Here is a 22,832-nt window from a genome sequence, read left to right on the forward strand (position 1 = left end):
TTATTTTCCGCTCAATGCGTTATGAATATTTTCGAGCCATATCGGCGCGCCCATACTGAATGACTCCAAGAATTTCATGTCGAATCCGCGGAAGAAACCACTGAGTACGAATAACAAGACAATGACGGTCATCATGACTTTAGTGACTCTATTCCAGCCACTTTCTTCAACACCTTTACCGATTAAAATACCTAAAACCAGACCAGGTACTGCGTTACCCATAATTAACTGCGCCAAACCACCGAAAATAGTGGCCCAGAAACCAGAGCGACGCCCTGCATCAATTGCAGCTAACCAGAAAATAACGGGCATCACGGTATTAACCAGAATATTAGCCGCTGGGACTAATACTTTAATTGCCGTGACCTGTAATGCCGCCGGAACAGCTGATGCGGTGGTGTTTAAGAAGCTGACAACAATTACCCCAATAATCCCGCAGGCAATTGCCATCTTTTTCGGGTTATGCATGGTTTCCGCAACATTACGATTTTTAATCATCAATGCTGCAGCACCCCAGTTAGGAATAATGCGGTGGTCGACATCTTGAGTAAATGCACCTGCGGCAACAGAGGAAGCCCAGGCGTTGAAGAAAAATCCTAACCCAAAGGAGAAATGCGAAGCCGGATCGCCCTCACACGAGTTCAACTCGCCCAAGGTACGAAACGCCCCCATTCCCTGTATGGTGGGTGCATGGAACATACGGGCGGCCCCAACACCGACCCCCACACCAACCAGACCGCCGATAATAATCGACTTAAAAAGAATGATTAGAAACATCAGTATATCCTTTTCGCTAATCGCAATAGCCAAAGGTATTGGAATTGCGGCTTCAAGAATGAAGATTGTTATGGTTTTATTTAGAAACGAAAACAACCTTATCGGTATTAATAATTGTTACGTTCACAGTAATATCTAATTCAACACTGTACGTTTTTCGTTCCCTGGCTAAAAAAAAGAATAAAAATTTTTCATTTTTTACTGATAACTCTGCTTTTAATACTTTTACGTCTTGTGGTTCGATTCGCAGTAAAATATTTTGTGTCGACTTCAACACGGTATTCTGAACATTACCAAGTGCATTAGCGAAAGCTTTAGCTTTAGTGTCGCCTTTGCCTTTTACCTGCACTTGGGTGGTATATTGCTCTTTCATTATGGCTGGCCATATTTCTTGATATAGGCTTCCACTAACTTCTGCCCTAATTCTTCTTTATCCATAAATCCGAAGCCTAATACTTTGCAGCCTTCATTTATTGCCGTCACGCCTTCTTCTACTGAACGCATGCCATACTTTGCTTTGTAGCCATATTTATTTTGTGCCGTAATAGCACCTGCGCCGCCACTGCCACAAAATGAAATACCGAAATCTGCTTTTTCGCTATTCATCACGTCGCCAAGTTTCATATCTGCGGCAACACCTGGAATAACAACTACTCGGCCACCCGCCAATTCAACACCTTGTCCAACTTTCTGACCTTTCCCTAAACGGTCACCAATCACAACGGTAATTTGACTCATAGTTTTCTCTCCAGAAAATATTTTATGGGTTATTATCTTTTGCTACTTCAAAATGCACTGACAACAGATAAGCTTCTTCAATAGGTAAATTGGCAAATTTATCCACCACCCGTTGAGACATTTCCATTGAATGTTCTGAAATCTCATCAAATAATGATTTATCTACTTCAGGTAATGGCTCGCCAGTGATTGAACGCAATACCATTGCCCGAATATGTGAAGTCAACATTTGCTGCTGAACAGCATTGGTAAAAATATTCTCAGCATTTAACATCGCGGTAATTTCAGTTAATACTCGCTCGGTGACGATAATTGCCTCTTCCATTCCAGGATCCTCGGCTGCATTCAATGCGGCTACATCATTCACGCTGGCAATCCTCTATTCCTTGTTACTACCATTTGCTGATTGCAAAGATAAATTCAGTTATTTTCTCTCTGCGCGATAACTTCACCCTACCTGCAAGCGGAATAGGTGTGTAGCGGCATTTTTTCCAGTTCAAAGTGGAAATGTAATGTACCGGGGGGATCACTTTCGCAAAATACACCGGTTAGAGAGCTAACCTAGTCATTAACAACAAAATAACTTTTATATAAATACGCCGTGAAAGCCCGCAGCGGAAAAAAGTTCGTGATCTGGATCTCTTTCTTTTCTCGTCGGAAGCGCCTAATATCAGATTAATATTAAGCTTTTTTCTAACACCCCCTCTCCTATGGCGTGGGGGTGTTGTTTTTATGTTTTGCTGAAATTGAATTGGAGAGTGGTATGACCAAGCCAACCATCACGATTAACGAGCTAGATGCTGAACGTTTGGATGCGTTACTGGCGCAACCGGCCTTTGCCGGTTCTGTGGTCGCAACAGCGCTCAATGAAGAACTGGATCGCGCAGAAATCTTGCCACCTCACGCCATTCCGGCGGATGTGGTGACCATGAACAGCCGTGTGCGTTTTCGCGATTTGAAAAGCCAGGAAGAACATATTCGCACATTGGTTTACCCAGCGTCGCTGAAAGACAGCAATGAGCAACTCTCCGTAATGGCCCCATTAGGCGCGGCATTACTGGGATTGCACATCAATGACGAAATCAATTGGACATTACCGAGTGGGGATGAAGCCCGCATTATCGTGCTGGAATTACTGTATCAGCCGGAAGCCGCTGGTGAGTATCACCGCTAAGAATTTGTGCAGATAGGTGCCGATTGAAAATCGACTCCAAATGCAATAAGGGTAACAGCCCAAGGCCATTACCCTGTTTCCTGGCGATATGCTCAAATAATTCGAGTGTAGATAGGCGGTAGGAAAGTGCGCCCCCAGTGACAAGCAAAGTCACTGGGATGAGAGAGAATTGCTAATGCCCTCCAGCTTGAAAAATCGCGCGTATAAGGGAATTAACGGTACTTCTTATGATAAGCATCGCGCGTTGGTTTAAAGTCTTGCGCGGCCTTTTTGGCTTCATCTAGCTTGCCTTGGTTCGCAAATTCCAGTGCGCCATCAATTTTTCCAATCAATATATCCAAGCCGTGGCGGAAATCTTTCACCTCCGGGCTGTCTTCACCCAACTTCTTCAACTTGGTAGGAATACCCTTTTGCGCATCTTTTGCCGCCACTCGCATGGCCTGTAAGCTTTGTTTCATCACATCGGTGGAATCTGCTTTCAACACTTTGCCATAATTATCAGCAATGGTGTCCATGTCATCGGCCACATTGGCCGCCATCGCTAAACTGCTGGCGCTGAGTAACGCCGCAGCAATCAATGCCATCATTGTCTTGCCCATTATCATTCCTTCTGTCCCTTTCTTATCTGGCATTAGGGCTGACAAGCTGCCCACGACGCTCTGATTTTGGGGGGTTATTGTTATCGGATTATTAGTACATTGCTCATACTTAACATAGGCAATAGAGCGCCAAACTGACAATGATTTTTTATCAAAATATCGGAAACCGGCGGAAGTTGGGTATTGTGAGGGCAAAAAAAGCTGACACCAAGGCCAGCTTTATTCTTCAAGAATCAAATAATTATTCGCCAGCAATCTTCATGGCAGGTAATAAAACTGAACCGCACTGAATGTTACTGCGGGTTTCAATATCACTGCCAACACTGACAATATTGCGCAGCATGTCTTTCAGGTTACCGGCGATGGTTATCTCACTGACCGGATACTGAATTTCGCCATTTTCAACCCAGAAGCCTGCCGCACCACGGGAATAATCACCCGTGACGGTACTGACACCCTGCCCCATTAGCTCGGTCACTACCAAGCCTTTATCGAGTTGCTTAAGCATCCCCGCGAAATCCTGCCCTTGACCAGCAATGCGCCAGTTATGGATGCCACCCGCATGCCCGGTAGTTTGTAGCCCTAATTTACGGGCAGAATAACTGGTCAACAGATAGGTTTGCAGCACCCCATCTTTGACAATTTCCCGTTGCAGAGTTCTCACACCTTCACTGTCAAATGGCGTCGAAGCCAAACCACGCAGTAAATGTGGATGTTCTTCGATAGTTAACCACTCAGGTAAGATTTGCTTACCCAGGTGGTCGAGCAGGAAAGTGGATTTGCGGTAGATATTGCCGCCGCTGATAGCCGAGACCAAGTGACCAAACAGGCCAGTTGCGACTTCGGCAGCAAACAGCACCGGCGATTGCATGGTAGGCAGCTTGCGCGGAGATAAACGGGATAAAGTGCGGCGGGCGCACTCTTCACCGACCCATTCCGGGCTGGCTAAGTCCTCCATGCGCCGACCAATGGTATAGGCGTAATCTCGCTCCATATCACCATTGTGCTCTGCTATGACACTGCTAGAGAGCGAATGACGGCTCGAGCAATAGCTTTGCAGCATGCCGTGGCTATTACCAAAGACTTTAATGCCATAGTGGCTGTTGAAACTGCCGCCTTCAGTATTGGTGATCCGCTTATCGGCCTGCAATGCGGCCTGCTCTGCTCGAGCCGCCAGCAAGATACCTTGTTCCGCATCCAAATCACTCGGATGGAACAAATCTAAATCTGGCGCTTCAAAGGCCAGCAAAGATTTTTCAGCCGGGCCGGCGTAAGGGTCAGGTGAGGTATAGCGGGCAATATCCAAGGCCGCCTGAACCGTGCGCGCAACGGCATCCGGATTTAAATCAGTGGTGGACGCGCTGCCTTTACGCTGTTGATGATAAACGGTAATCCCCAGCGCGCCATCGCTGTTGAATTCCACATTTTCTACTTCACCAAAGCGTGTGCTAACACTGATCCCGGTGGTTTTGCTCACGGCAACTTCGGCCGCATCAGAACCCGCGCGGGCCAATTCCAAAGCCTGTGCAACTGCTTGTTCCAGCGTTTTACGCTGTTGTGCAACTTGAGTGACTACTTTCATCAGTCTGCCATAATTAATGAGATAATCGTTCAGGAAAGTGTCGTAATACGACGACTTACACGGATAAAATAGAGAACTTCATGCTTCTGAGTCTATCAGAGATCTCGGTACAATTTCGCAGAAAGCCAACAACCTGCTAGGATTAACCTCTTTTTAAGGAATTTGACCATGAACAAACAGCCCGAAGACTGGCTAGATGAAACCCCAGAAGATAAAAACGACGAAGACAATGAGATTATCTGGGTCAGTAAAAGTGAAATTAAACGTGATGCCGAAGCGCTGAAAGACCTCGGTACCGAGCTCGTTGAGCTGGGTAAAAATGCGCTAGAAAAGATCCCATTGGATGAGGATCTGCTGGCCGCCATTGAGCTGGCACAAAAAATCAAGAAAGAAGGCCGCCGCCGCCAAATTCAGTTAATTGGTAAAATGTTGCGCGCCCGCGATGTTGAACCCATTCAAACCGCATTGGATAAACTGAAAAACCGCCATAACCAACAAGTTTCGCTGTTCCATAAACTGGAAACACTGCGCGACCGCTTGGTTGCAGAAGGTGACGAAGCCATTCCCACTGTATTGGAATTGTATCCAGATGCTGACCGCCAGCAACTGCGCAGCTTGGTGCGTAATGCTCAGAAAGAGCAAGCCGCGAACAAGCCGCCGAAATCATTCCGTCAAATCTTCCAGTATCTGCGCGAGTTAGCAGAGAAAAAGCAGTAATCGGGCGGGGCCGGGTCTAACTCGGCTCCCGACTCATACCGGTTATCATTTAAACTATATTGAAGCGCAAACTCCCGGCGAGCTCCTCTTCGGCCTCTTCAAATAACAACACGATGGCCCCAAAACGGCGTTTCCGGCGGTGATTGAAATGAATAAATTCAATCTCTACCGGTAAAGCTATCTCGCCGGTGACCACATCCCACAGGGCATCCAGATTGGCACCAAAACCCTCATTTAGCGCGAATTTTTGCGAAAACTCACGATAAAATGCAGGGAAATCAGGTATATGGTCAAAATCGAATACCACTTTCACCATCTTCTCACTCCATCCGAATGAAATGCTTGTAGTGATCCTGAGTTAGGTAAATCAGGCCATCATTGGAGTAAAGCAGGCGATCAGACCCACGATGCCCGCAACGATAATTCACATCGGCCTCATGCCAATTGCGGCCCTTGGCATCTGGCAGTTGGCGCTCACGGTTAGAGAAACGATCACCGCCAATAGCTTTTCCCGGCAGAACTTTGCATAAATTACCGTCTTTTGGGTTCCAGCCCTGCTCACGTGCCTGCTGCTTGGTTATGTAAAAATCAGGTAGCCGATGATGAGCTTGCAAGTATTTGATAACCTGCTGATGCTGGGTGAGCTGCTCAATAGAAACGGACGCCGATGACCTTGGGCTCTCCACATCTGGCGACTGACCTACATCACGCGCCGTGACACCGTCCATTTTTTGAAACACGGCAAAAACCAACAGCAATACAGCGCCCAAAATAGCAATTAGTCTTTTATTCATGGTTCTCCTTAACCCACAGGCGGCGGCTCATTACCCATAATCTACACCCAGCCATCTGGTTTATAAATTGCCCAAATGCAGCGTTTTAACTTCCATAAACTCATCCAGCCCCAGCACTGAGCCTTCGCGGCCAAGTCCTGATTCTTTCACCCCACCGAAAGGCGCTAATTCAGTGGAAACCGAGCTCTCATTGACACCAATCATTCCGCTTTCCAGCGCCTCTGACACCCGGAATACCCGCTGCAAGTTTTGAGTATAGAAGTAAGCCGCCAACCCGAATGGGGTATTATTCGCCCGCTGAATGACTTCTTCTTCCGTTTTGAAGCGGAAACAGGCCGCCAGTGGGCCAAAGGTTTCTTCAGCAGCCACTTTCATTTGTTCATTGGCATCTGCAATTACCGTCGGCTGAAAGAAATTGCCGCCCAGCTCATGGCGATGACCACCGGCTAACAACCGGCCCCCTTTCTCAAGGGCATCTTTCACGTGGTCTTCGACTTTCTCAAGGCCGGCAAGGTTAATCAACGGCCCCATATTGACGTCTTTGTCCATGCCATTACCGACTTTCAGCTTTTTAACCTCGGCGGCCAGGCGAGTAACAAACTCGTCGTAAATACCTTCCTGAATATAGAAACGATTAACGCAAACGCACACTTGCCCGGCATTGCGGAATTTACAGGCCATAGCACCGGCCAGTGCGGCATCCAAATCAGCATCATCAAACACGATATAAGGTGCATTTCCGCCCAGTTCCATAGAGATTTTCTTCATGGTGGCGGCGGCATTGCGCATCAGGGTTTTGCCCACTTCGGTGGAACCGGTAAAGGAGATTTTGCGCACGTCAGGGCTGGCCATAATCGCGTCACTGATTGCATGGGTATCTCCGGCCACCCCATTGAGAACCCCCGCAGGGACGCCCGCCTGCTCTGCCAGTGCCAGTAAAGCAAAAGCGGATAATGGCGTATTATTGGCCGGTTTTATCAGCCCGGTACAGCCCGCAGCCAGTGCTGGCCCTAATTTGCGGGTGAGCATCGCCAATGGGAAGTTCCACGGAGTAATGGCGGCGACGACACCCACAGGTTCGCGCGTGGCCAGAATTCTTGCCCCTTCTTTGGCCGGCGGAATGATTTCACCATTGGCACGTTTAGCCTGCTCACTAAACCATTGAATAAAGCTGGCGGCATAAGCAACCTCGCCCAGTGCTTCTTTCAATGGTTTACCTTGCTCTGAAACCATCAACTCTGCCAATGCTTGCTGGTGTTCCATTATCAACAGATACCAGCGCTGTAGGATTTCGGCGCGTTGCTTGGCGGGGGTTTTTCGCCAGGCCGGAAATGCCTCGCTGGCGGCTTTAATCGCGGCTTCGGTTTCTGCTTTACCCGATTTTGCGACTTTGGCCACCAGCGCGCCGGTGGCAGGATTACGGACGTCGAAAGTATCTTGCGCCTGATGCCAGGCTCCGCCGACAAAATAGCCAATATGGTATAGGCCGTCGCTATGCTGTTGATTTTTTAATGGAGTGTGTAATGGGTTTTGTGCTGACATCTGGTCGACCTCCTGAGGGAAATAATGCCCCCATCATTGAGGGCGAGGAAGGATGGTTCCCTATTGAGTATATACCCAAAGAACTTAGAGTTGCATGATCCGGGTAAGTGCGCGAACTTATCCCGCTGAGCTTACTCAGGTAAGTGATTCGGGTAAGTGAACGCCGCTGACACCCCTGCGGCTTCAAGGGCGAAGGGATTACCCAAAGAATTTGGAGTTGCAGGTAGGAAGCCAGCGAACTTATCCCGCTGAGCTTACTCAGGTAAGTGATTCGGGTAAGTGAACGCCGCTGACACCCCTGCAGCTTCAAGGGCGAAGGGTAAAATTATATCAGAGCACTCTGATAGCGATGCAACATCTCCGCCAACCGCTTTACCGGCCGAGTGACTGAATCAGGCGACTGATAATCAACTAGTTTTTGTTGATATTGATCTAATTCTTGTAGCAGTCGGGCGAAATAATAGCGCCGCTTCTCGGCATTTTTAGCATTGATGACTCTGTCGGCGGTGTCGCGGATTTGTTTATGAAAGGCACTTAATTCCGCATTAACTGGGATTTCGGTGCTATTGAGCCGTTGATGGGCAATTATCAAGCTTAGTGCCAGCCGGTATTTGTCGATATCACCGGGGAACATCATCAATAACTGATTCAATTGCTGGTATAAAGCCGGTAAATGGTTTTCACTGCGCCGAGCTTTATTGGTGGTTAGCGCAGATACCGCACTGTAAACAAAGCGGTTTAATAATGTTCTGCCAGTTTTGTCTTTAGCATTATCACGCACCAACAGCAACACCATCAGAGAAACAAAGCAGCCCACAATCTGGCCTAATGCACTGTCGAGAAACAAACTGACATTAAATTGCATTGGGTTACTCAACACCATGATGTTGATGGTGCTGGCCAATGTTCCCAGCGAACCCAATCGCCGTTTTTGCACTTCAATACCAATAATAAACGCCAGCAGCCCCAGGCTAATACACAGCAGCAGCATGCTCTGCTGAGTGGCGGGGATGATAAACATAAAGTACAGCGCCCCAATGGGCAGCGCAATTATCACCCCCAGCAGGAAATCAATCGCCACCATTTTGGGATTAGGGGTGCGCATCGCCAGCGACGTCACCACCGCAATCATGACCATACAACCGGCTCCAGATGTCCAGCCCGTCCATAACCAGAACAAGCCCCCGATGGCGGTAGCAATGCCGGTTCGCAGCCCATTAATCATGGCGTGATGGCCTTCAGCAGAGGCATGTTTTACCGGAACATCACCGGCCAGGATCTCTTCCTCCACCCGGCTAATGCTGCTATTGGTGTGAATGCCTTTCGCCAGCAATAAATAGCGCGTCGCCGCCCCGACCCAACTACTGATGGTGTGGGGAATCGCCTCACTGTGGCTGGCACCAATAAACTGGCGCAGTTTTTTCATCTGCTGATGAATTTCTGCTGGTGTCTGTGCTGGCTCACTCAGTAACTCTTTTAATTCACCCGTTAAGGTTTCTGGGTGGTTGGCTAGCACTAAATAGGTTTCACAGGCTTGGGTTATCAAGGTTAGCGACTCGGTATGCAATACCCGTAACCGCTGATTACAACGCTGCCAGCGGGAGGATTCCAGCATCAGATAGCTGCGCATCCCATTGAGGGCCGTTGTGCTTTTGACTAAATCATTCCAGGCACGATCAATATCGGTTTTATCTGCCGGGCGAATGCACATTTGCAATAATCGGTATTGATCCACCAGCACGTTATCGACTTGCCGATCAATATCTTGCTTGATGGATCGCGGAGAAAACAGCAGATCCGCAATGACGGCACAGGCGATCCCCAGCACTATCTCACTACAGCGCTCAACCGCAAACTGAGGGGTCAGCAGCGGCGTTTCACCGGTAGTGACAATGATGATAAGTGCGGTATACCCTGCCAGACCAAATGCATAAGAGTTTTCGACCCGCACCAATGAGGAAATCCAGGTACAAACCCCCGCCCATAAGCAGCAAAGCATCAGAGTCAAAACCGGCGCTCTTATGGTCAAAACAATGATAACTAAGCCACCAATACAGCCGATAAATGTGCCGATAATGCGCAACCAACCACGGTGGCGGATGGCCCCGGAGAAAGGTTCGCCACCCGCAGCAAAAGCCGGGCCTGCGGCAACAATCGCGGCGGTTAATACCGACCAGCGCGGGGTTTCCAGTTGCAAGTGAAAACCCAAAAACAGCGCGGCGACAATGGCAAAGCTGAGCTTGAAAGCAAAGCGCAGGCGGATAAATGTCGGGCTGGTCATCTTAGCCAAACTCGCGCAGGCGGTGCATCAACTTAACAATCGGTGAGGCTTTATTTGGGTCGCGATCATTCGCTCCAGTGATAACCACCGTCGCGGTTGTTCCTGCCGGATAAGGATGTTGTTGATCTTCAGCATCCAGACGGATCTTAACCGGCACACGTTGTGCCAAACGCACCCATTCCAGATTATTATCAATGGTTGCCAGCCCTTTGCTGTCAACACTGCTGCTGCTATTGGTAACCCCCGCAGAGACGCTGTCGACGGTGCCATGCAGAATGCGATTGCTGCCAAGTGGGGTAATTTCTGCCCGATAACCCGGTTTAACGCCATCCAGCTTGGTTTCTTCCAGATAAGCTAAAATATAAAACGAGTCTTTTTTCACCAAGGCAACCGCAGTGGCACCGCGGTTAATAAACTCTCCGGCATGGACATTAAGGTTGGTCACCCAGCCCTCTGCCGGTGCACGCACGGTGGTTCGCTCCAGATCAAGCTTGGCTAAATCACGTATCGCAATAGCTTTTGCCAGTTGATGACGGACGGTTTGCAGCACGTTGTTGGATTGGTCAATTTCTTCCTGTGACATAGCCTGAATCCCCAAGCGCTGGCGTCTGCCAGACTCTCGCTGCTTCTCAGCGGCCAATGTCTGGTAGTAGGCCACATCCGCCTCTGCTTCAGCCAGAGCTTGCTGATAGCGCGGTTGGTCAATCACAAACAGAATTTGGCCTTTTTCCACCAATTGATTGTCTTTAACAGGGACATCCGTCAGCAATCCGCTGACATCCGGCGCAATAGCAATCACATCTGCGGTAAATTTAGCATCACGAGTCCAGGGGGATTCAGTGTAGAAAGCCCAAATTTTGAAAACAGCAATAATACCCAGTAAGACCACTAACAAGGTGATGCCGATACGGATTATTTTTAATGAAAAAGTATTCACGGCCACCTCAAGAAGCAAGCAAGGAAACTAAATAGAAAAGGCAACCATATAGCGCGGTATTAAAGAGCGCTGGATGCCAGACAAACTCATAGATACCGGTAGGTTGCAACACACGACGCAGGACAAAAAAAAGTGCCAGCGAAATAAGCAGCTCAAGAAATATCGGTGGAAAAGACAGACCGAAAATCACCATCACCGGAAGCAAATTCATCCTTTAAATCCTTTCTGTTATACGCTTAGGTGAATAATCCGATAGTTAACTGAAACACGTCCAATGAAAAAGCCACAACTAACAGTACCAGCTATAAGGCTGACTGATAGGGTACACTGGATTATTCAGTATGGCTGCAATTTGGACGAGGCGAGGCAGTACTATGGCTACGCGGCTTTCAAACTTTGGACTCTTCCTCCAACCGCAGTATATTAGCCTGCTTACTATCAAGTTATCTACGATGTGTGATCTAAATCACTTTTAAGCCAGAGTTAACAATCCACCTAGAGAATGCAATGGAAAGACTAAAACGCATGTCAATCTTTGCCAAAGTTGTTGAATGCGGTTCCTTTACCGGCGCAGCGCGGCAGCTGGCAATGAGTGTTTCATCAATCAGCCAAACCGTGTCAAAACTGGAAACAGAGCTGAATATTAAGCTACTTAACCGGAGTACCCGGCGGATTGGCCTGACCGAAGCAGGGCGAATTTACTATCAGGGCTGCCGGCGAATGTTGCAGGAAGTGCAGGAAGTCCATGAGCAGCTGTATGCATTTAACAATACGCCAACCGGAACACTGCGGATCGGCTGTTCATCCACTATGGCACAAAATGTCCTGGCCAGCATGACAGCAGAGATGCTGAAAGAATATCCTGGGCTTTCGGTTAATTTGGTTACCGGTATGCCAGCACCTGATCTGATTGCCGATGGCTTGGACATCGTTATCCGTGTCGGGGCGTTACAGGATTCAGGGTTATTTTCCCGCCGCCTCGGCTCGATGCCAATGGTGGTCTGTGCCGCCAAAAGCTATCTGGCGCAATATGGCACACCCGAAAAACCATCGGATATGGCTAACTTTTCTTGGCTGGAATACAGCGTGCGCCCGGACAGTAATTTTGAGCTGATCGCGCCAGAAGGCATCACCACCCAGATTTCGCCACAAGGTCGGTTTGTGACCAATGATTCGCAAACCATGATCCGCTGGCTAAACGCAGGGGCGGGAATTGCTTATGTCCCGCTGATGTGGGTGATTGACGAAATTAAACGCGGAGAGGTAGAAATTTTATTTAAACGTTATCACTCAGATCCTCGTCCGATATATGCCCTCTATACCGAAAAAGATAAAATGCCACTGAAAGTCCAGGTGTGTATTGATTACCTAACCGCCTATTTCACACGGATAGCGGACATATATAAAGGTTACCGGTGAAAAAGTGATATTTATTGGTGTTCAATTCAAGACCAAACTGAACACCAATAATATCAAAGACATATCTTACTTAGTGACAGTTTATGCCGTGCCACCTACAGTTAAGTTATCCAGCTTCAGGGTGGGTTGACCCACACCAACTGGCAGACTTTGGCCTTCTTTACCGCAAACACCGACGCCTTTATCCAGCGCCAAATCGTTGCCAACCATCGAAATCTGCTGCATAGCTTCAATACCCGAGCCAATCAAAGTTGCACCTTTCACCGCATGGGTGATTTTGCCTTTTTCGATTAAGTAAGCTTCGGAGGTTGAGAAGACAAACTTGCCGGAGGTAATATCCACCTGACCGCCACCAAAATTAGGCGCGTAGAGGCCATATTCCACACTGGCAATGATTTCTTCCGGTGTTGATTTACCCGCTAACATATAGGTATTCGTCATACGTGGCATTGGCAAATGCGCATAGGATTCACGGCGACCATTACCCGTCGGCGCAACCCCCATCAGACGAGCATTAAGCTTATCCTGCATGTATCCTTTCAGAATGCCATTTTCAATCAATACGTTATATTGACCCGGCACCCCTTCATCGTCGATAGCTAATGAGCCACGGCGACCGGCCATAGTGCCATCGTCCACGACTGTGCATAACTCTGAAGCAACCAGTTTACCCATTTGCCCACTGAATACGGAACTGCCACGACGGTTGAAATCACCTTCCAATCCATGCCCCACGGCTTCGTGCAGTAACACACCCGGCCAGCCCGCACCTAATACCACAGGCATAGCACCCGCAGGGGCGGCAACGGCGGATAAATTAACCAATGCCATTCTGACGGCTTCGGTCGCAAAATTATCGGCCCGCACTTCGCCATCAACAGTTTCCAGGAAGTAGTCATAACCGAAACGACCGCCGCCACCGCTGGCACCGCGCTCACGTTTGCCATTATCTTCGACCAAGACACTGACAGACAAGCGCACCAGTGGGCGCACATCTGCCGCTAAAGTTCCGTCAGTGGCGGCCACCAAAATTTGCTCATATACACCGGTCAAACTGGCGCTAACTTCTTGCACGCGCTTATCCGCGGCCCGAGCCACTTTATCTACTCGATGCAGCAAGGCAATTTTGTCTTCGCGTGAGAGACTTTGCAGCGGATCAAGCAGAGGATACAGCGCCTGATGGGCAATCTCACCCAAGGTATGCACTTTGCCATTACCGGTCTCACGCACAATACTGCGCGCGGCATGGGCGCTTTGCTGTAACGCATTCAGAGTGATTTGGTCTGCATAAGCAAAACCGGTTTTTTCACCACTGACCGCACGGACACCGACGCCCTGATCAATATTGTAAGAGCCATCTTTGATGATGCTATCTTCCAATATCCAGGCCTCGTGGTAGCTGGACTGGAAATACAGGTCAGCATAATCAAGGCGGCGTTCAGCCAACTGCCCCAATACTGAGAACAAGTCCTGATGGTTCAGCTTGTTAGCAGCGAGTAACTGCTCACTGACAAACGAGAGGCTCATAGTTTTCACTCTTTAATTTGATAATGGTTTATCTGGTGACGCCGCCAGCGACGATACAAAGCGATTATGCTGCAATACCGGCATCTGGCTACGAATAGTTTTCAAACCCGTGGTTTCAATTTTGACTTTTAAAGCAGAAACCGCATCTGGGTTCTGCCCAATGATTTTGCCCCAAGCATCAACCGCCATACTGTGGCCCCACGTCCGGCGAGTGGCACCGTGCCGCCCCACCTGTGCTGCGGCCAGTATTACGCACTGGTTTTCAATTGCCCGGGCGCGCAATAAAATTTCCCAGTGTGCTTCGCCGGTGACTTTGGTAAATGCTGCCGGTACTGAAATAATTTCAGCCCCTTGCGCACGCAACGCCTGGAATAAACCGGGGAATCGCAGGTCATAACAAATCGTCATACCCAACCGACCTACCGGTGTATCAACCACGGTCAGCTGCTGACCTGCTTGATAAGTATCTGACTCACGATAACGACCATGAATATCTTTAAGATCGACATCGAACATATGGATTTTGTCGTAGCGAGCTTTAAGTTCGCCTTGGTTATCAAAAAGTAAACTACTGGTGGTGATAAGATCCGGTGACTCACGGCTTATCATTGGCATTGAACCCACCTGGATCCAAACACCATATTTACGGGCCATATCACGGACTTCTTGTTGCAATGGCCCATTATCATGCTGCTCAGCATGCTGACGATAAGACTTGGCATCGGCGAATAACAAGGCGTTCTCCGGCGTCATAACCAGTTGAATGCCTGAATTTAACTGTTTGATCTGCTGCTCAATTTGAGCCAGATTGTCACGGATATTATCACCACTACATAACTGTAATAATGCAACATTGGCATTTTTCATGGCGCCTTACTCTCCTTTAGCTGGCGTAACACTTCATGGATGGCCGGTTGATCCAAATTACCGGTTATCTGGTAACGGATCAGTGAGACCTTGCTCCATAACGGCCCTAAAATCTTAGAGGCAGCAAATACCGCCGCCCCCACCACCGGGTTAATCGCGAAAGCTGTTGCGACACCGACAGTAGCAGAAATCTCTGGGGTAATGACCGCTTCCATTGCTATCTGGCGTTTTACCAAATCCACATTTCCGCTCATGGCAATATCGGCCGCCAACCCATCAATCACTAAATCATTAGTATGCATCACGCCATTTTTGATATTGGCGGTGCCACGAATAGAATCAAACGCGAAGTCACGACTAAACGTATCACTAAAGTCGAGCTGGAGCTTACGTAATAATGCGTCAAAACTCACCAACCGCAATAACTGGCCAGCTCGCCCGCCACCAAGATTGGTCAAGACCCCTCTGCCCAGCCGACTTTTTAACGTCCCATTGAGGGTATCAATCTGTGGTTGCCACGGCACACCGCGCCAGTTTAGGTCAGCACTGATATCAAATGGCGCATTTTTTATTGGAGTCATCAGGCCAAAGAATGAGTTGGTTTCATCTATTTTTGGCCCACTCAGTGCAATAATAAGGGATGTTTTGTTATCCAAACCCTCTTGTTGCCACTGGCCAGAAACCTTGGCTCGCCCATTACCGGCCTCAATCAGCCCATTAGACAGGGTCAGAACACTGCCTTTCGGTGTCAAATCTGCATTCACCCGCCCGACACTCTGCCCTAAAATCCAGCACGCTTTGCAGCGCAGTTGCAGAGCAGGCCAGTTATGGAATGAGACAGTGTTCGTGCTGGTTGGCTCCTGCAAGGCGGCTTTTGCCAGCGGATCTTTAGCTTCGCTCGCTGTCCATTGCGGGTTGTAATAAAGATAATCAATATCGGCATGCCAAGGCCCACTTTCTGCCATTAACACACTGCCATCCACTTCCTGACCTTTTGCTGTGACTTTGGTTCCTACCAGTAAAGGCTCTACTTGCAATGTCAGGTTGTGCCAGGCTTGCCCCCCCATTAACAGCTGCGGTGTTTGCAATGTCAGCCGGTGCGGCAAAATAACATCGGTGCCATTCCCTGGTATTTTGGGTTGTGCGGAAGAGGTAACCGAGGCACTCATGGCGGTAAATTCAGGCGTCAGCAAGGTTAGCCAGCGCTCGCCATCCAGCTTAGGTAGCTTGAGAACCAGGCCTTTATCATCCGGTAATGGCGGCGTTTGTTTGCTGTCGGTTTGCCAAATAGCACGCGCCAGCTCCACCTGTTGCTTTTGCAGCAGCCATTGGCTATTAAAACCATTGTTGCCACCAACACTGCCGGAGAGAGTAAAACCTTCCAGCCCGCCGGCTGCGGTTATCTGTAGCGGCAATGCCTGGCCACTGGCTTTATCCAGCGGCGGGGGTAAGTAACTGCTCACTTTCTTCAAGTCGGCTGTCACGTCAATCTTGTAATCCGGCTGGCCATTTTTAGGTAATTGCACCGCCACTTTACCTTGCCAATTGGCGCTGCCACTGAGCAATTTTGCCGCATCTTCTGGTATGCCGGGTAATTTGGCTGGCAACCAGTTGCCGTGCAGCCCGACATTCACTAAAAAGTTTTTAGGTTGCTCTTGCGTGGTGAAATCGACCGTCAGCGGTTGTCCGAACCAGTTGGCTGATAAAGTATCGCTATCAAGATTGCCATTATTGAAACGAAACTTGCCGCTGATATTTTCCAACTGACTTTGCAGAGGCTTAACCAGCAAGCTGTTATTCTTCAATGTCACTTCACCGCTGGCATGAGTGATACGATTTTCTTCCAGCGGAATATCTAGGTGTAAGCGCCCACTAACTTTACCACCCACCTGTAGCTCATCAAGTGTTTCAGCCACTGAGTCATTGAGCGGCGTATGGGTAAAGTAGTCGTGGATATCACGCCCTTCACCGGCGACTTGTGCCTCGACATACAGTTTTTCTTTCAGATAATCCGGAATAATAGCGCTGATATTGCTGCCGGTCACTTTACCCAACATGGCATGAGGCGCATCCATCCACAAACCTTCATTAAGAAAATCGAGGTCGATAGCTAGGTTTTCTAACGCGGGCCAATCTGGCTGGAATGCAAAAGTCGCATTACGCAGCGGGACATAAACCTGGAACTGGCCTTCTTTATGTTTATAAGGAAAATCATGCGGATTACCGTTATAAATCAAGGTGGCATTATCCACCTGCCCACCTTGTAAGGCCTCCGTCAAATAATCGGCCAGTTTTTTACCCATTAATGGCACCGGGAAATAGCGCCAGGCATCAGTGGCATCATACAGGCGAATCCCCGTCAGGATCTTAAGCCACGGCTGCCCTTGCGCCGGTTGCGTATAGCGGAAACTGCCGTTGGCCCACAGCGATTTGGCTCTGACATCCAACTTATCGCTCCAAAGCTCCCAGCCACTCTCATCGGCTTGCCAGTTCAGCACCCCCGTGGCCTGACTGACCTCTAATGGCGCACGGAACATCTCGCCATAAGGTAATGTGCTGCTTTTAAGGTTGACATCCAAACGCCCAAGCTCGGCTGAACCACTCAGAACACCGGCAAAATTGTTCACCCCCGGCAACAAATCCCAATGCTGCCAACTGATATTGTGCCATTTGGCCAGAAAACGTGTTTTTTGGGGTTGGTTGATGGGAATATCCAGCGCCAATGCATCCACCACGCCCTGTGGCTGCAAATCAGCCCAACGTTTTATTAGCTCGGGGGAAAAAAGCGATAAGGTCGGTAATAGCGGCCCCACCCGCTCCAACTGAATATTGGTGGCCCGAATGCGTAATTCTTGAGATTGCTCCGGCCCAATAAATTGAGAGTTTTCTGGCAGCCATAAAGCTGACAAATGCCCTTTCGGCCAAGATTGCCCATCAGTTTTGAGACGTAATTCTGGTGCGTCAATTTGCCAGCCAGTGCCCTGACGGTGGCCTTCCAGCACAAAATTATCCACCGCTAACTGGTGGGGTTGGTCACCTACCGTCCAATTGGCTTGCCCCTGACTGAGCAGCATATTGCCGCTGTAAACTTCGCCGCCTTTGATACTCAGCCAAGCTTCCAGACTGAATTCCGCACTGTCCAACCCGGTATTATTATGCAACCAGCGGCTAATCCAAGGTTTAACATCGATATTATCGGCCTGCATATACACAGTGCCATAATTTAAAATACCTTGATTATCATGCAGATCCATCCGCACCATCACCACGCCATGTTGGCCGTTAATGGTTGAAAGACTGATTTGCCCTTCAGCACGATGCCGGCTAAGGGAGTTAAGCCAGGTAAGTTGTGGAATTTCTAACTCAGCCCGCGGGCCGGAGGGGGTTAAAAACGAGATACGGCTATTGCGCAGATCAAAATGGTCTAACTGGCGCAGAAAAATATCTGTGATCTGGCTGGTTTCAAGACTGCTGTCGCTGCCCGGCTGCCTTGCCAAGGTGGTGTTCAGATCCAACTGCAACTGATAGAAAGTCATATCACGGAACTGCCAGCGCCAATGTAGCAAAGATTGCCATACATCAAGCGCCAGAGTGACCCGCTGCACCTGCAAATCAGCCTGCGGCAATTGAGCACCAATATCACGCAATTCTAACGTCGGGCCAAAGGTTTCCCACGTCCCCTGCATGAATCCCACTTCCAGTGGAATACCGCTGAGGGACTGAACCTTGGCCACAATTTGCGGACGGTAGTCATTGATGAGAGGCAGCATCATGCGTAGCCCACTGACCAATAGGGCCACCACTACAATTATCGTGGCGCCTGTCACAAACATTATCCTGGGCAGTCGCCTCACACTTATCTCCTTGCAATCCACCGCACAAATGGCCGTGGATCTCGATATAGCCTATACCCAATAGATTGCAACAGGCAGGAAGCGAGTGACAAAGCGGCCGGAACCGATTTGAACAGCGCTCTCGCTAGCCCGTAGGGTGAGCTCATAAGTCCCGATGAGCTTACAACACGTCAGTGATTCGGGTGATTAAACGCAGCTAACCTACCTGTAACCTGACGGAGATATTCTTGTCAGGCCAAAAAATACTTACATCATCACCACATCAAACTGTTCTTGGTTATACAGGGGCTCAATCTGAACTTTGACCTGCTTGCCGACGAAAATTTCTACTTCAGCCAGCGCATGTGATTCTTCACCTTTGAGTGCTTCTCCTACTGCTGGAGAGGCATAGACCAGGAAGCGGTCAGAATCATAAGCATGGTGAACCCGGACAATTTCGCGCAGAATCTCATAACACACGGTTTCTACTGATTTTACCGTGCCGCGACCACGGCAAGTTGGGCATTCATTGCAGAGCACATGTTCGATACTTTCGCGCGTGCGCTTGCGTGTCATTTCGACCAAGCCTAGTTGAGAGAAACCGTTAATACTGGTTTTTACTCGATCCTTACTCAGTGCTTGTTCCAGTGAATGCAATACACGCCGACGATGTTCCTCATTACTCATATCAATGAAATCAATAATGATTATGCCCCCCAGATTTCGCATCCGCAGTTGGCGGGCGATAGCTTGGGTCGCTTCAATATTAGTATTGAAAATAGTCTCGTCAAGATTACGGTGGCCGACAAAAGCACCCGTATTGATATCCACGGTGGTCATGGCTTCGGTCTGGTCAATAATCAGATAACCGCCTGATTTTAACTCAACTTTGCGTTCTAATGAGCGCTGTATTTCATTTTCGACATCAAAGAGATCAAAAATGGGCTGTTTGCCCGCATACAGTTCCAGCTTCTCTGTCATTTCCGGAATATATTCACTGGTAAATTCCACCAGCAAATCAAAGGTGAGCTTGGAGTCCACCCGAATTTTGTCCAGCGCCGCGCCAGCAAAATCACGCAATACGCGTTGAGCCAGAGCCATTTCGCCATACAATTTATATTTAGTGATATTGCGCTTTTTGCGCTCCTGCACCTTGGTCCACAACCGTTTTAGGAAGGCAGCATCAGCGGCAAGTTCTTCTTCGCCAATCCCTTCCGCAGCGGTGCGGATGATAAAACCGCCCTGCTCATCGCAATATTCTGCCACGGTTTTTTTCAGGCGATCACGTTCTGCTTCACTTTCAATTCGTTGGGAAACACCCACATGGGCGGCCCCTGGCATCAAGACCAGGTAGCGGGAAGGCAAGGTAATATCTGTGGTCAAACGTGCGCCTTTGGTACCGAGTGGGTCTTTCACCACCTGCACCATCAAATCCTGCCCCTGGCGAACCAGTTCAGCGATATCGCGCACATTAAAATTTTTCTGCTCATCCCCAGCCACGCATTCGGTGTGGGGCATGATATCGGAAGCATGGAGGAAAGCGGCCTTATCCAGACCAATATCAACAAAAGCCGCTTGCATCCCCGGTAAAACACGGCTGACACGGCCCTTATAGATATTGCCAACAATCCCTCTTTTGGCTTCACGTTCGATGTGTATTTCTTGCAAGATGCCACCATCAATGTAGGCAACTCGCGTTTCAGACGGTGTAATATTGACCAGTAATTCAGCTGTCATGTATTCCTCTCACATTACGTAGCGCAATAAAATTGCTTAGTAATTCATGGGTTTCTACTAACGGCAGCCCCACCACGGCATGATAACTGCCGGTAATTGACCTGACGAAACAACCGCCTTTCCCCTGAATACCGTACGCGCCCGCTTTGTCCATGGGTTCACCGGTAGCAATATAGTCACTGATTTCCAACTGGGATAACACGCGAAATGTCACAGATGTAACAACCATGACAGATAAGGCATCCTGCCGGTCAGCCAATGATACCGCCGTCATCACTTGATGTTCTTGACCAGATAACGCGCTCAATATTTGCTGCGCATGGGCTTTATCTCGTGGTTTTTCCAATACTTGCCCATTTAACACCACAATAGTATCTGCACCTAATACCGGTAAATCCTGTGGTGCGATCATCACTCCTGCCCGTGCTTTATCCTCTGCCAGACGCCGAACATATTCTGCGGCGCTTTCTTCCGGCTGGCGTTGCTCTTCAACCACTGTTTTTAGCACCTCAAAAGGCACATCAAGCAAGGCCAATAATTCGCGGCGACGCGGAGATCCAGAGGCAAGGTACAGGCTGGTCATGAGTCTCAAATCCTTATTGCACCGCAAATTGGCGGCGAATTTTACGCATTAACAAAAATAGCCAAGGCCACAAAATACCGTTGACGACACTACTCCAGAAGACTTCTGGGCGGAATGAGACATTACTGACTAAAAACTCAGACCAAAACACCACCACATCCATTGTCAGCGACAGCAACATGACAATGAGCGCCTGCTGCCACAATGCCATATTACGAAATAGCTGAAACTTAAATGCCACCAGATAAGCAATAATACTGAACGCCAGTGCCCGAACCCCGAGAGTTGAACCCAAAATCAGATCCATAATTAGCCCGAGAACAAAGCCAGTGCCAACATTCACACGGTGCGGTAATGCCATTACCCAATAAATTAAGACTAATGCTAGCCATGAAGGCCGGAACATATAAATCTGCTCAGGCCACGGCATAATTTGCAGCACCATAGCAATCAGGAAGGATAACCAGATAACCCAACGGCCATTGCTGCTGTAGCGGTTCATGGTGAAACTCCTGGTGCTGTCGGTGCTGCCACAGCAGGCGGTGCCGGAGGCCCCACAGCATCTGCGGCGGGCAATACTTGCGACATCATGGGAGCCAAGCGTTCATTTGCAACTCGGCGCACTTCGTCTGGTGGCATAGGAATATCACCATGGCTATCAGCGCCCCACAATAACAACAGGTAACGTAAGCGCTGCAAATCAGCAGTCGGGCGCGCCTGAATCACAGTATAAGCACGTTGGTTATCCACTTTGACCGACGACACCACAGCAACTGGATACCCTTCTGGGAAGCGACCGCCCAAGCCAGATGTCACTAATACATCACCAACACGAATATCTGTATTGCTAGGTAAGTGCTCGAGTAATAAGTCATCGGTGCAACCACTGCCGGCAGCAATCACCCGAATATCATTTCGCAGAACCTGAATAGGTAGCGCGTGGGAAGTATCACAAATCAATAATACGCGGCTGGTTAGTTTACTTACCGCAACAACCTGGCCTACGACGCCCCGGTCACTGATAACCGGCTGGCCTTCGTACACACCATTATTAGAGCCTTTGTCGATAACGACTTGATCACTGTAAGGATCTGTCCCACTGGACATGACCTGCGTAACCATTTTTTGTTCATCCTGACGCAGCGGGGATCCGAGCAATTCACGTAAGCGGTTATTCTCCTGCTTAAATTGCCCAAGTAGCTGTAGATCAGTATTTTTCAGCAGTAATTCCTGACGCAATGCACGATTTTCCAGCTCCAGTTGTTGGCGGGAAGCTAGAGTTTCTGAAACATTGTCGAGAACTTTGCGTGGCCCATTGGCCAGAAAATAGAAAGGGCTAACGGCGGTGTCCATATAGGTACGTATTGTCACAAATGTACCTAATCGGCTATCCGCTATAACCAAAATAATGGCTGCAAGTACGGCAAAGAACAACCGCAGTTGCAAGGATGGGCCCCGGCTAAAAATCGGCTTCATAAATTATGGTTATTCCTTGACGGCATGAAGGTGGAAGCGCCAAGCTGAATCACCCTTTAGTACTTGACGTTACAGCAGTTTTTATGGCCTTGATTCATCCGAATAGTTAACTTACGTCAGCGTATTCGAATTGACTCTTTTGCCTGGCTGCAACGCCAATTACATTTTATCTGGGTATATACCCTGCTTTCTTGAGGTTGTAGCAATGTTAGAAGCCCCGGCTCACCCGCATCACTAACCTAAGTCAGT

At 48.8% G+C, this 22,832-nt stretch carries 22 protein-coding genes; 3 read left to right on the forward strand and 19 right to left on the reverse strand.

Annotated elements, in window-relative coordinates:
- From YROHD0001_RS07785 to YROHD0001_RS07775, 4 genes are all read right to left on the reverse strand, one after another.
- Complete coding sequence (locus tag YROHD0001_RS07785) at positions 1-777, reverse strand: DUF4311 domain-containing protein (protein ID WP_004714982.1); 777 nt, start codon at positions 775-777, stop codon at positions 1-3.
- Between the two features lie 76 nt (positions 778-853).
- Positions 854-1,150, reverse strand: a complete 297-nt coding sequence (locus YROHD0001_RS0117970) for a DUF4312 family protein (protein WP_032817016.1) — start codon at positions 1,148-1,150, stop codon at positions 854-856.
- Positions 1,150-1,515 carry a glycine-rich SFCGS family protein gene (locus YROHD0001_RS07780; RefSeq protein ID WP_004392359.1) on the reverse strand — a complete coding sequence of 122 codons (366 nt, stop codon included), beginning with the start codon at positions 1,513-1,515 and terminating at the stop codon, positions 1,150-1,152. Before YROHD0001_RS07780 ends, YROHD0001_RS0117970 begins: the two co-directional genes overlap by 1 nt.
- A gap of 22 nt (positions 1,516-1,537) precedes the next feature.
- A complete protein-coding gene (locus YROHD0001_RS07775; RefSeq protein WP_032817018.1) occupies positions 1,538-1,882 on the reverse strand; it encodes a glycine dehydrogenase in 345 nt (114 codons plus the stop codon).
- 396 nt (positions 1,883-2,278) lie between these two features.
- Here YROHD0001_RS07775 and rnk point away from each other — a divergent pair, with 396 nt between their 5' ends.
- The gene (gene rnk, locus YROHD0001_RS07770) at positions 2,279-2,689 is read left to right on the forward strand and encodes a nucleoside diphosphate kinase regulator (RefSeq protein ID WP_032817020.1); all 411 of its coding nucleotides are present in this window, start codon (positions 2,279-2,281) and stop codon (positions 2,687-2,689) included.
- 212 nt (positions 2,690-2,901) lie between these two features.
- On the opposite strand, the gene cybC is transcribed toward rnk, so the two are convergent.
- Together cybC and pmbA are read right to left on the reverse strand one after the other, a co-directional pair.
- Positions 2,902-3,288, reverse strand: a complete 387-nt coding sequence (gene cybC, locus YROHD0001_RS07765) for a cytochrome b562 (RefSeq protein ID WP_032817021.1) — start codon at positions 3,286-3,288, stop codon at positions 2,902-2,904.
- Between the two features lie 241 nt (positions 3,289-3,529).
- Entirely contained in the window at positions 3,530-4,870 is a 1,341-nt protein-coding gene (gene pmbA / locus YROHD0001_RS07760) for a metalloprotease PmbA (RefSeq protein ID WP_004714987.1), read from the reverse strand.
- Between the two features lie 168 nt (positions 4,871-5,038).
- Here pmbA and yjgA point away from each other — a divergent pair, with 168 nt between their 5' ends.
- On the forward strand, positions 5,039-5,587 hold the full coding sequence (gene yjgA / locus YROHD0001_RS07755) for a ribosome biogenesis factor YjgA (protein WP_032817022.1): 549 nt from the start codon (positions 5,039-5,041) through the stop codon (positions 5,585-5,587).
- A 49-nt stretch (positions 5,588-5,636) separates the two neighbouring features.
- Here the strand turns inward: yjgA and YROHD0001_RS07750 are convergent, their stop codons facing one another.
- From YROHD0001_RS07750 to aaeX, 6 genes are all read right to left on the reverse strand, one after another.
- The gene (locus YROHD0001_RS07750) at positions 5,637-5,903 is read right to left on the reverse strand and encodes a barstar family protein (RefSeq protein WP_004714989.1); all 267 of its coding nucleotides are present in this window, start codon (positions 5,901-5,903) and stop codon (positions 5,637-5,639) included.
- Positions 5,904-5,907: 4 nt separating this feature from the next.
- The gene (locus tag YROHD0001_RS07745; protein WP_004714990.1) at positions 5,908-6,381 is read right to left on the reverse strand and encodes a ribonuclease; all 474 of its coding nucleotides are present in this window, start codon (positions 6,379-6,381) and stop codon (positions 5,908-5,910) included.
- 60 nt (positions 6,382-6,441) lie between these two features.
- Entirely contained in the window at positions 6,442-7,923 is a 1,482-nt protein-coding gene (locus tag YROHD0001_RS07740) for an NAD-dependent succinate-semialdehyde dehydrogenase (protein WP_004714991.1), read from the reverse strand.
- Positions 7,924-8,248: 325 nt separating this feature from the next.
- Positions 8,249-10,204 carry a p-hydroxybenzoic acid efflux pump subunit AaeB gene (aaeB, locus tag YROHD0001_RS07735; RefSeq protein WP_004714992.1) on the reverse strand — a complete coding sequence of 652 codons (1,956 nt, stop codon included), beginning with the start codon at positions 10,202-10,204 and terminating at the stop codon, positions 8,249-8,251.
- A 1-nt stretch (position 10,205) separates the two neighbouring features.
- Complete coding sequence (aaeA, locus tag YROHD0001_RS07730; protein WP_032817023.1) at positions 10,206-11,141, reverse strand: p-hydroxybenzoic acid efflux pump subunit AaeA; 936 nt, start codon at positions 11,139-11,141, stop codon at positions 10,206-10,208.
- A 7-nt stretch (positions 11,142-11,148) separates the two neighbouring features.
- Entirely contained in the window at positions 11,149-11,352 is a 204-nt protein-coding gene (gene aaeX / locus YROHD0001_RS07725; RefSeq protein ID WP_004714994.1) for a p-hydroxybenzoic acid efflux pump operon protein AaeX, read from the reverse strand.
- A 296-nt stretch (positions 11,353-11,648) separates the two neighbouring features.
- Between aaeX and aaeR the strand changes: the two genes are divergently transcribed.
- Positions 11,649-12,560 carry an HTH-type transcriptional activator AaeR gene (gene aaeR / locus YROHD0001_RS07720; protein ID WP_004714995.1) on the forward strand — a complete coding sequence of 304 codons (912 nt, stop codon included), beginning with the start codon at positions 11,649-11,651 and terminating at the stop codon, positions 12,558-12,560.
- Between the two features lie 81 nt (positions 12,561-12,641).
- Here the strand turns inward: aaeR and tldD are convergent, their stop codons facing one another.
- The 7 genes from tldD to mreC form a co-directional block, all read right to left on the reverse strand.
- Positions 12,642-14,087, reverse strand: a complete 1,446-nt coding sequence (gene tldD, locus YROHD0001_RS07715) for a metalloprotease TldD (protein ID WP_004714996.1) — start codon at positions 14,085-14,087, stop codon at positions 12,642-12,644.
- A gap of 12 nt (positions 14,088-14,099) precedes the next feature.
- Complete coding sequence (gene nit1 / locus YROHD0001_RS07710) at positions 14,100-14,954, reverse strand: deaminated glutathione amidase (RefSeq protein ID WP_032817024.1); 855 nt, start codon at positions 14,952-14,954, stop codon at positions 14,100-14,102.
- On the reverse strand, positions 14,951-18,808 hold the full coding sequence (gene yhdP / locus YROHD0001_RS07705; RefSeq protein WP_071817889.1) for an AsmA2 domain-containing protein YhdP: 3,858 nt from the start codon (positions 18,806-18,808) through the stop codon (positions 14,951-14,953). Before yhdP ends, nit1 begins: the two co-directional genes overlap by 4 nt.
- Before the next feature lie 246 nt (positions 18,809-19,054).
- Positions 19,055-20,524 (reverse strand): ribonuclease G, encoded by a 1,470-nt coding sequence (rng, locus tag YROHD0001_RS07700; RefSeq protein ID WP_032817027.1) that lies wholly within the window; start codon positions 20,522-20,524, stop codon positions 19,055-19,057.
- Entirely contained in the window at positions 20,514-21,107 is a 594-nt protein-coding gene (locus YROHD0001_RS07695; RefSeq protein WP_004715000.1) for a Maf family protein, read from the reverse strand. Before YROHD0001_RS07695 ends, rng begins: the two co-directional genes overlap by 11 nt.
- A gap of 13 nt (positions 21,108-21,120) precedes the next feature.
- Positions 21,121-21,609 (reverse strand): rod shape-determining protein MreD, encoded by a 489-nt coding sequence (mreD, locus tag YROHD0001_RS07690; protein WP_032817029.1) that lies wholly within the window; start codon positions 21,607-21,609, stop codon positions 21,121-21,123.
- Positions 21,606-22,583 (reverse strand): rod shape-determining protein MreC, encoded by a 978-nt coding sequence (gene mreC / locus YROHD0001_RS07685; protein ID WP_004715002.1) that lies wholly within the window; start codon positions 22,581-22,583, stop codon positions 21,606-21,608. Before mreC ends, mreD begins: the two co-directional genes overlap by 4 nt.
- Between the last annotated feature and the right edge of the window lie 249 nt (positions 22,584-22,832).

The sequence above is a fragment of the Yersinia rohdei ATCC 43380 genome (genome assembly GCF_000173775.1).
Classification (GTDB): domain Bacteria; phylum Pseudomonadota; class Gammaproteobacteria; order Enterobacterales; family Enterobacteriaceae; genus Yersinia; species Yersinia rohdei.

Coding starts and splice junctions, on each gene's coding strand:
- YROHD0001_RS07785 (WP_004714982.1), bottom strand. CDS start 777: ATGTTTCTAATCATTCTTTTTAAGTCGATTATTATCGGCGGTCTGGTT.
- YROHD0001_RS0117970 (WP_032817016.1), bottom strand. CDS start 1,150: ATGAAAGAGCAATATACCACCCAAGTGCAGGTAAAAGGCAAAGGCGAC.
- YROHD0001_RS07780 (WP_004392359.1), bottom strand. CDS start 1,515: ATGAGTCAAATTACCGTTGTGATTGGTGACCGTTTAGGGAAAGGTCAG.
- rnk (WP_032817020.1), top strand. CDS start 2,279: ATGACCAAGCCAACCATCACGATTAACGAGCTAGATGCTGAACGTTTG.
- cybC (WP_032817021.1), bottom strand. CDS start 3,288: ATGGGCAAGACAATGATGGCATTGATTGCTGCGGCGTTACTCAGCGCC.
- pmbA (WP_004714987.1), bottom strand. CDS start 4,870: ATGAAAGTAGTCACTCAAGTTGCACAACAGCGTAAAACGCTGGAACAA.
- yjgA (WP_032817022.1), top strand. CDS start 5,039: ATGAACAAACAGCCCGAAGACTGGCTAGATGAAACCCCAGAAGATAAA.
- YROHD0001_RS07750 (WP_004714989.1), bottom strand. CDS start 5,903: ATGGTGAAAGTGGTATTCGATTTTGACCATATACCTGATTTCCCTGCA.
- YROHD0001_RS07745 (WP_004714990.1), bottom strand. CDS start 6,381: ATGAATAAAAGACTAATTGCTATTTTGGGCGCTGTATTGCTGTTGGTT.
- YROHD0001_RS07740 (WP_004714991.1), bottom strand. CDS start 7,923: ATGTCAGCACAAAACCCATTACACACTCCATTAAAAAATCAACAGCAT.
- aaeB (WP_004714992.1), bottom strand. CDS start 10,204: ATGACCAGCCCGACATTTATCCGCCTGCGCTTTGCTTTCAAGCTCAGC.
- aaeX (WP_004714994.1), bottom strand. CDS start 11,352: ATGAATTTGCTTCCGGTGATGGTGATTTTCGGTCTGTCTTTTCCACCG.
- aaeR (WP_004714995.1), top strand. CDS start 11,649: ATGGAAAGACTAAAACGCATGTCAATCTTTGCCAAAGTTGTTGAATGC.
- tldD (WP_004714996.1), bottom strand. CDS start 14,087: ATGAGCCTCTCGTTTGTCAGTGAGCAGTTACTCGCTGCTAACAAGCTG.
- nit1 (WP_032817024.1), bottom strand. CDS start 14,954: ATGAAAAATGCCAATGTTGCATTATTACAGTTATGTAGTGGTGATAAT.
- rng (WP_032817027.1), bottom strand. CDS start 20,524: ATGACAGCTGAATTACTGGTCAATATTACACCGTCTGAAACGCGAGTT.
- YROHD0001_RS07695 (WP_004715000.1), bottom strand. CDS start 21,107: ATGACCAGCCTGTACCTTGCCTCTGGATCTCCGCGTCGCCGCGAATTA.
- mreD (WP_032817029.1), bottom strand. CDS start 21,609: ATGAACCGCTACAGCAGCAATGGCCGTTGGGTTATCTGGTTATCCTTC.
- mreC (WP_004715002.1), bottom strand. CDS start 22,583: ATGAAGCCGATTTTTAGCCGGGGCCCATCCTTGCAACTGCGGTTGTTC.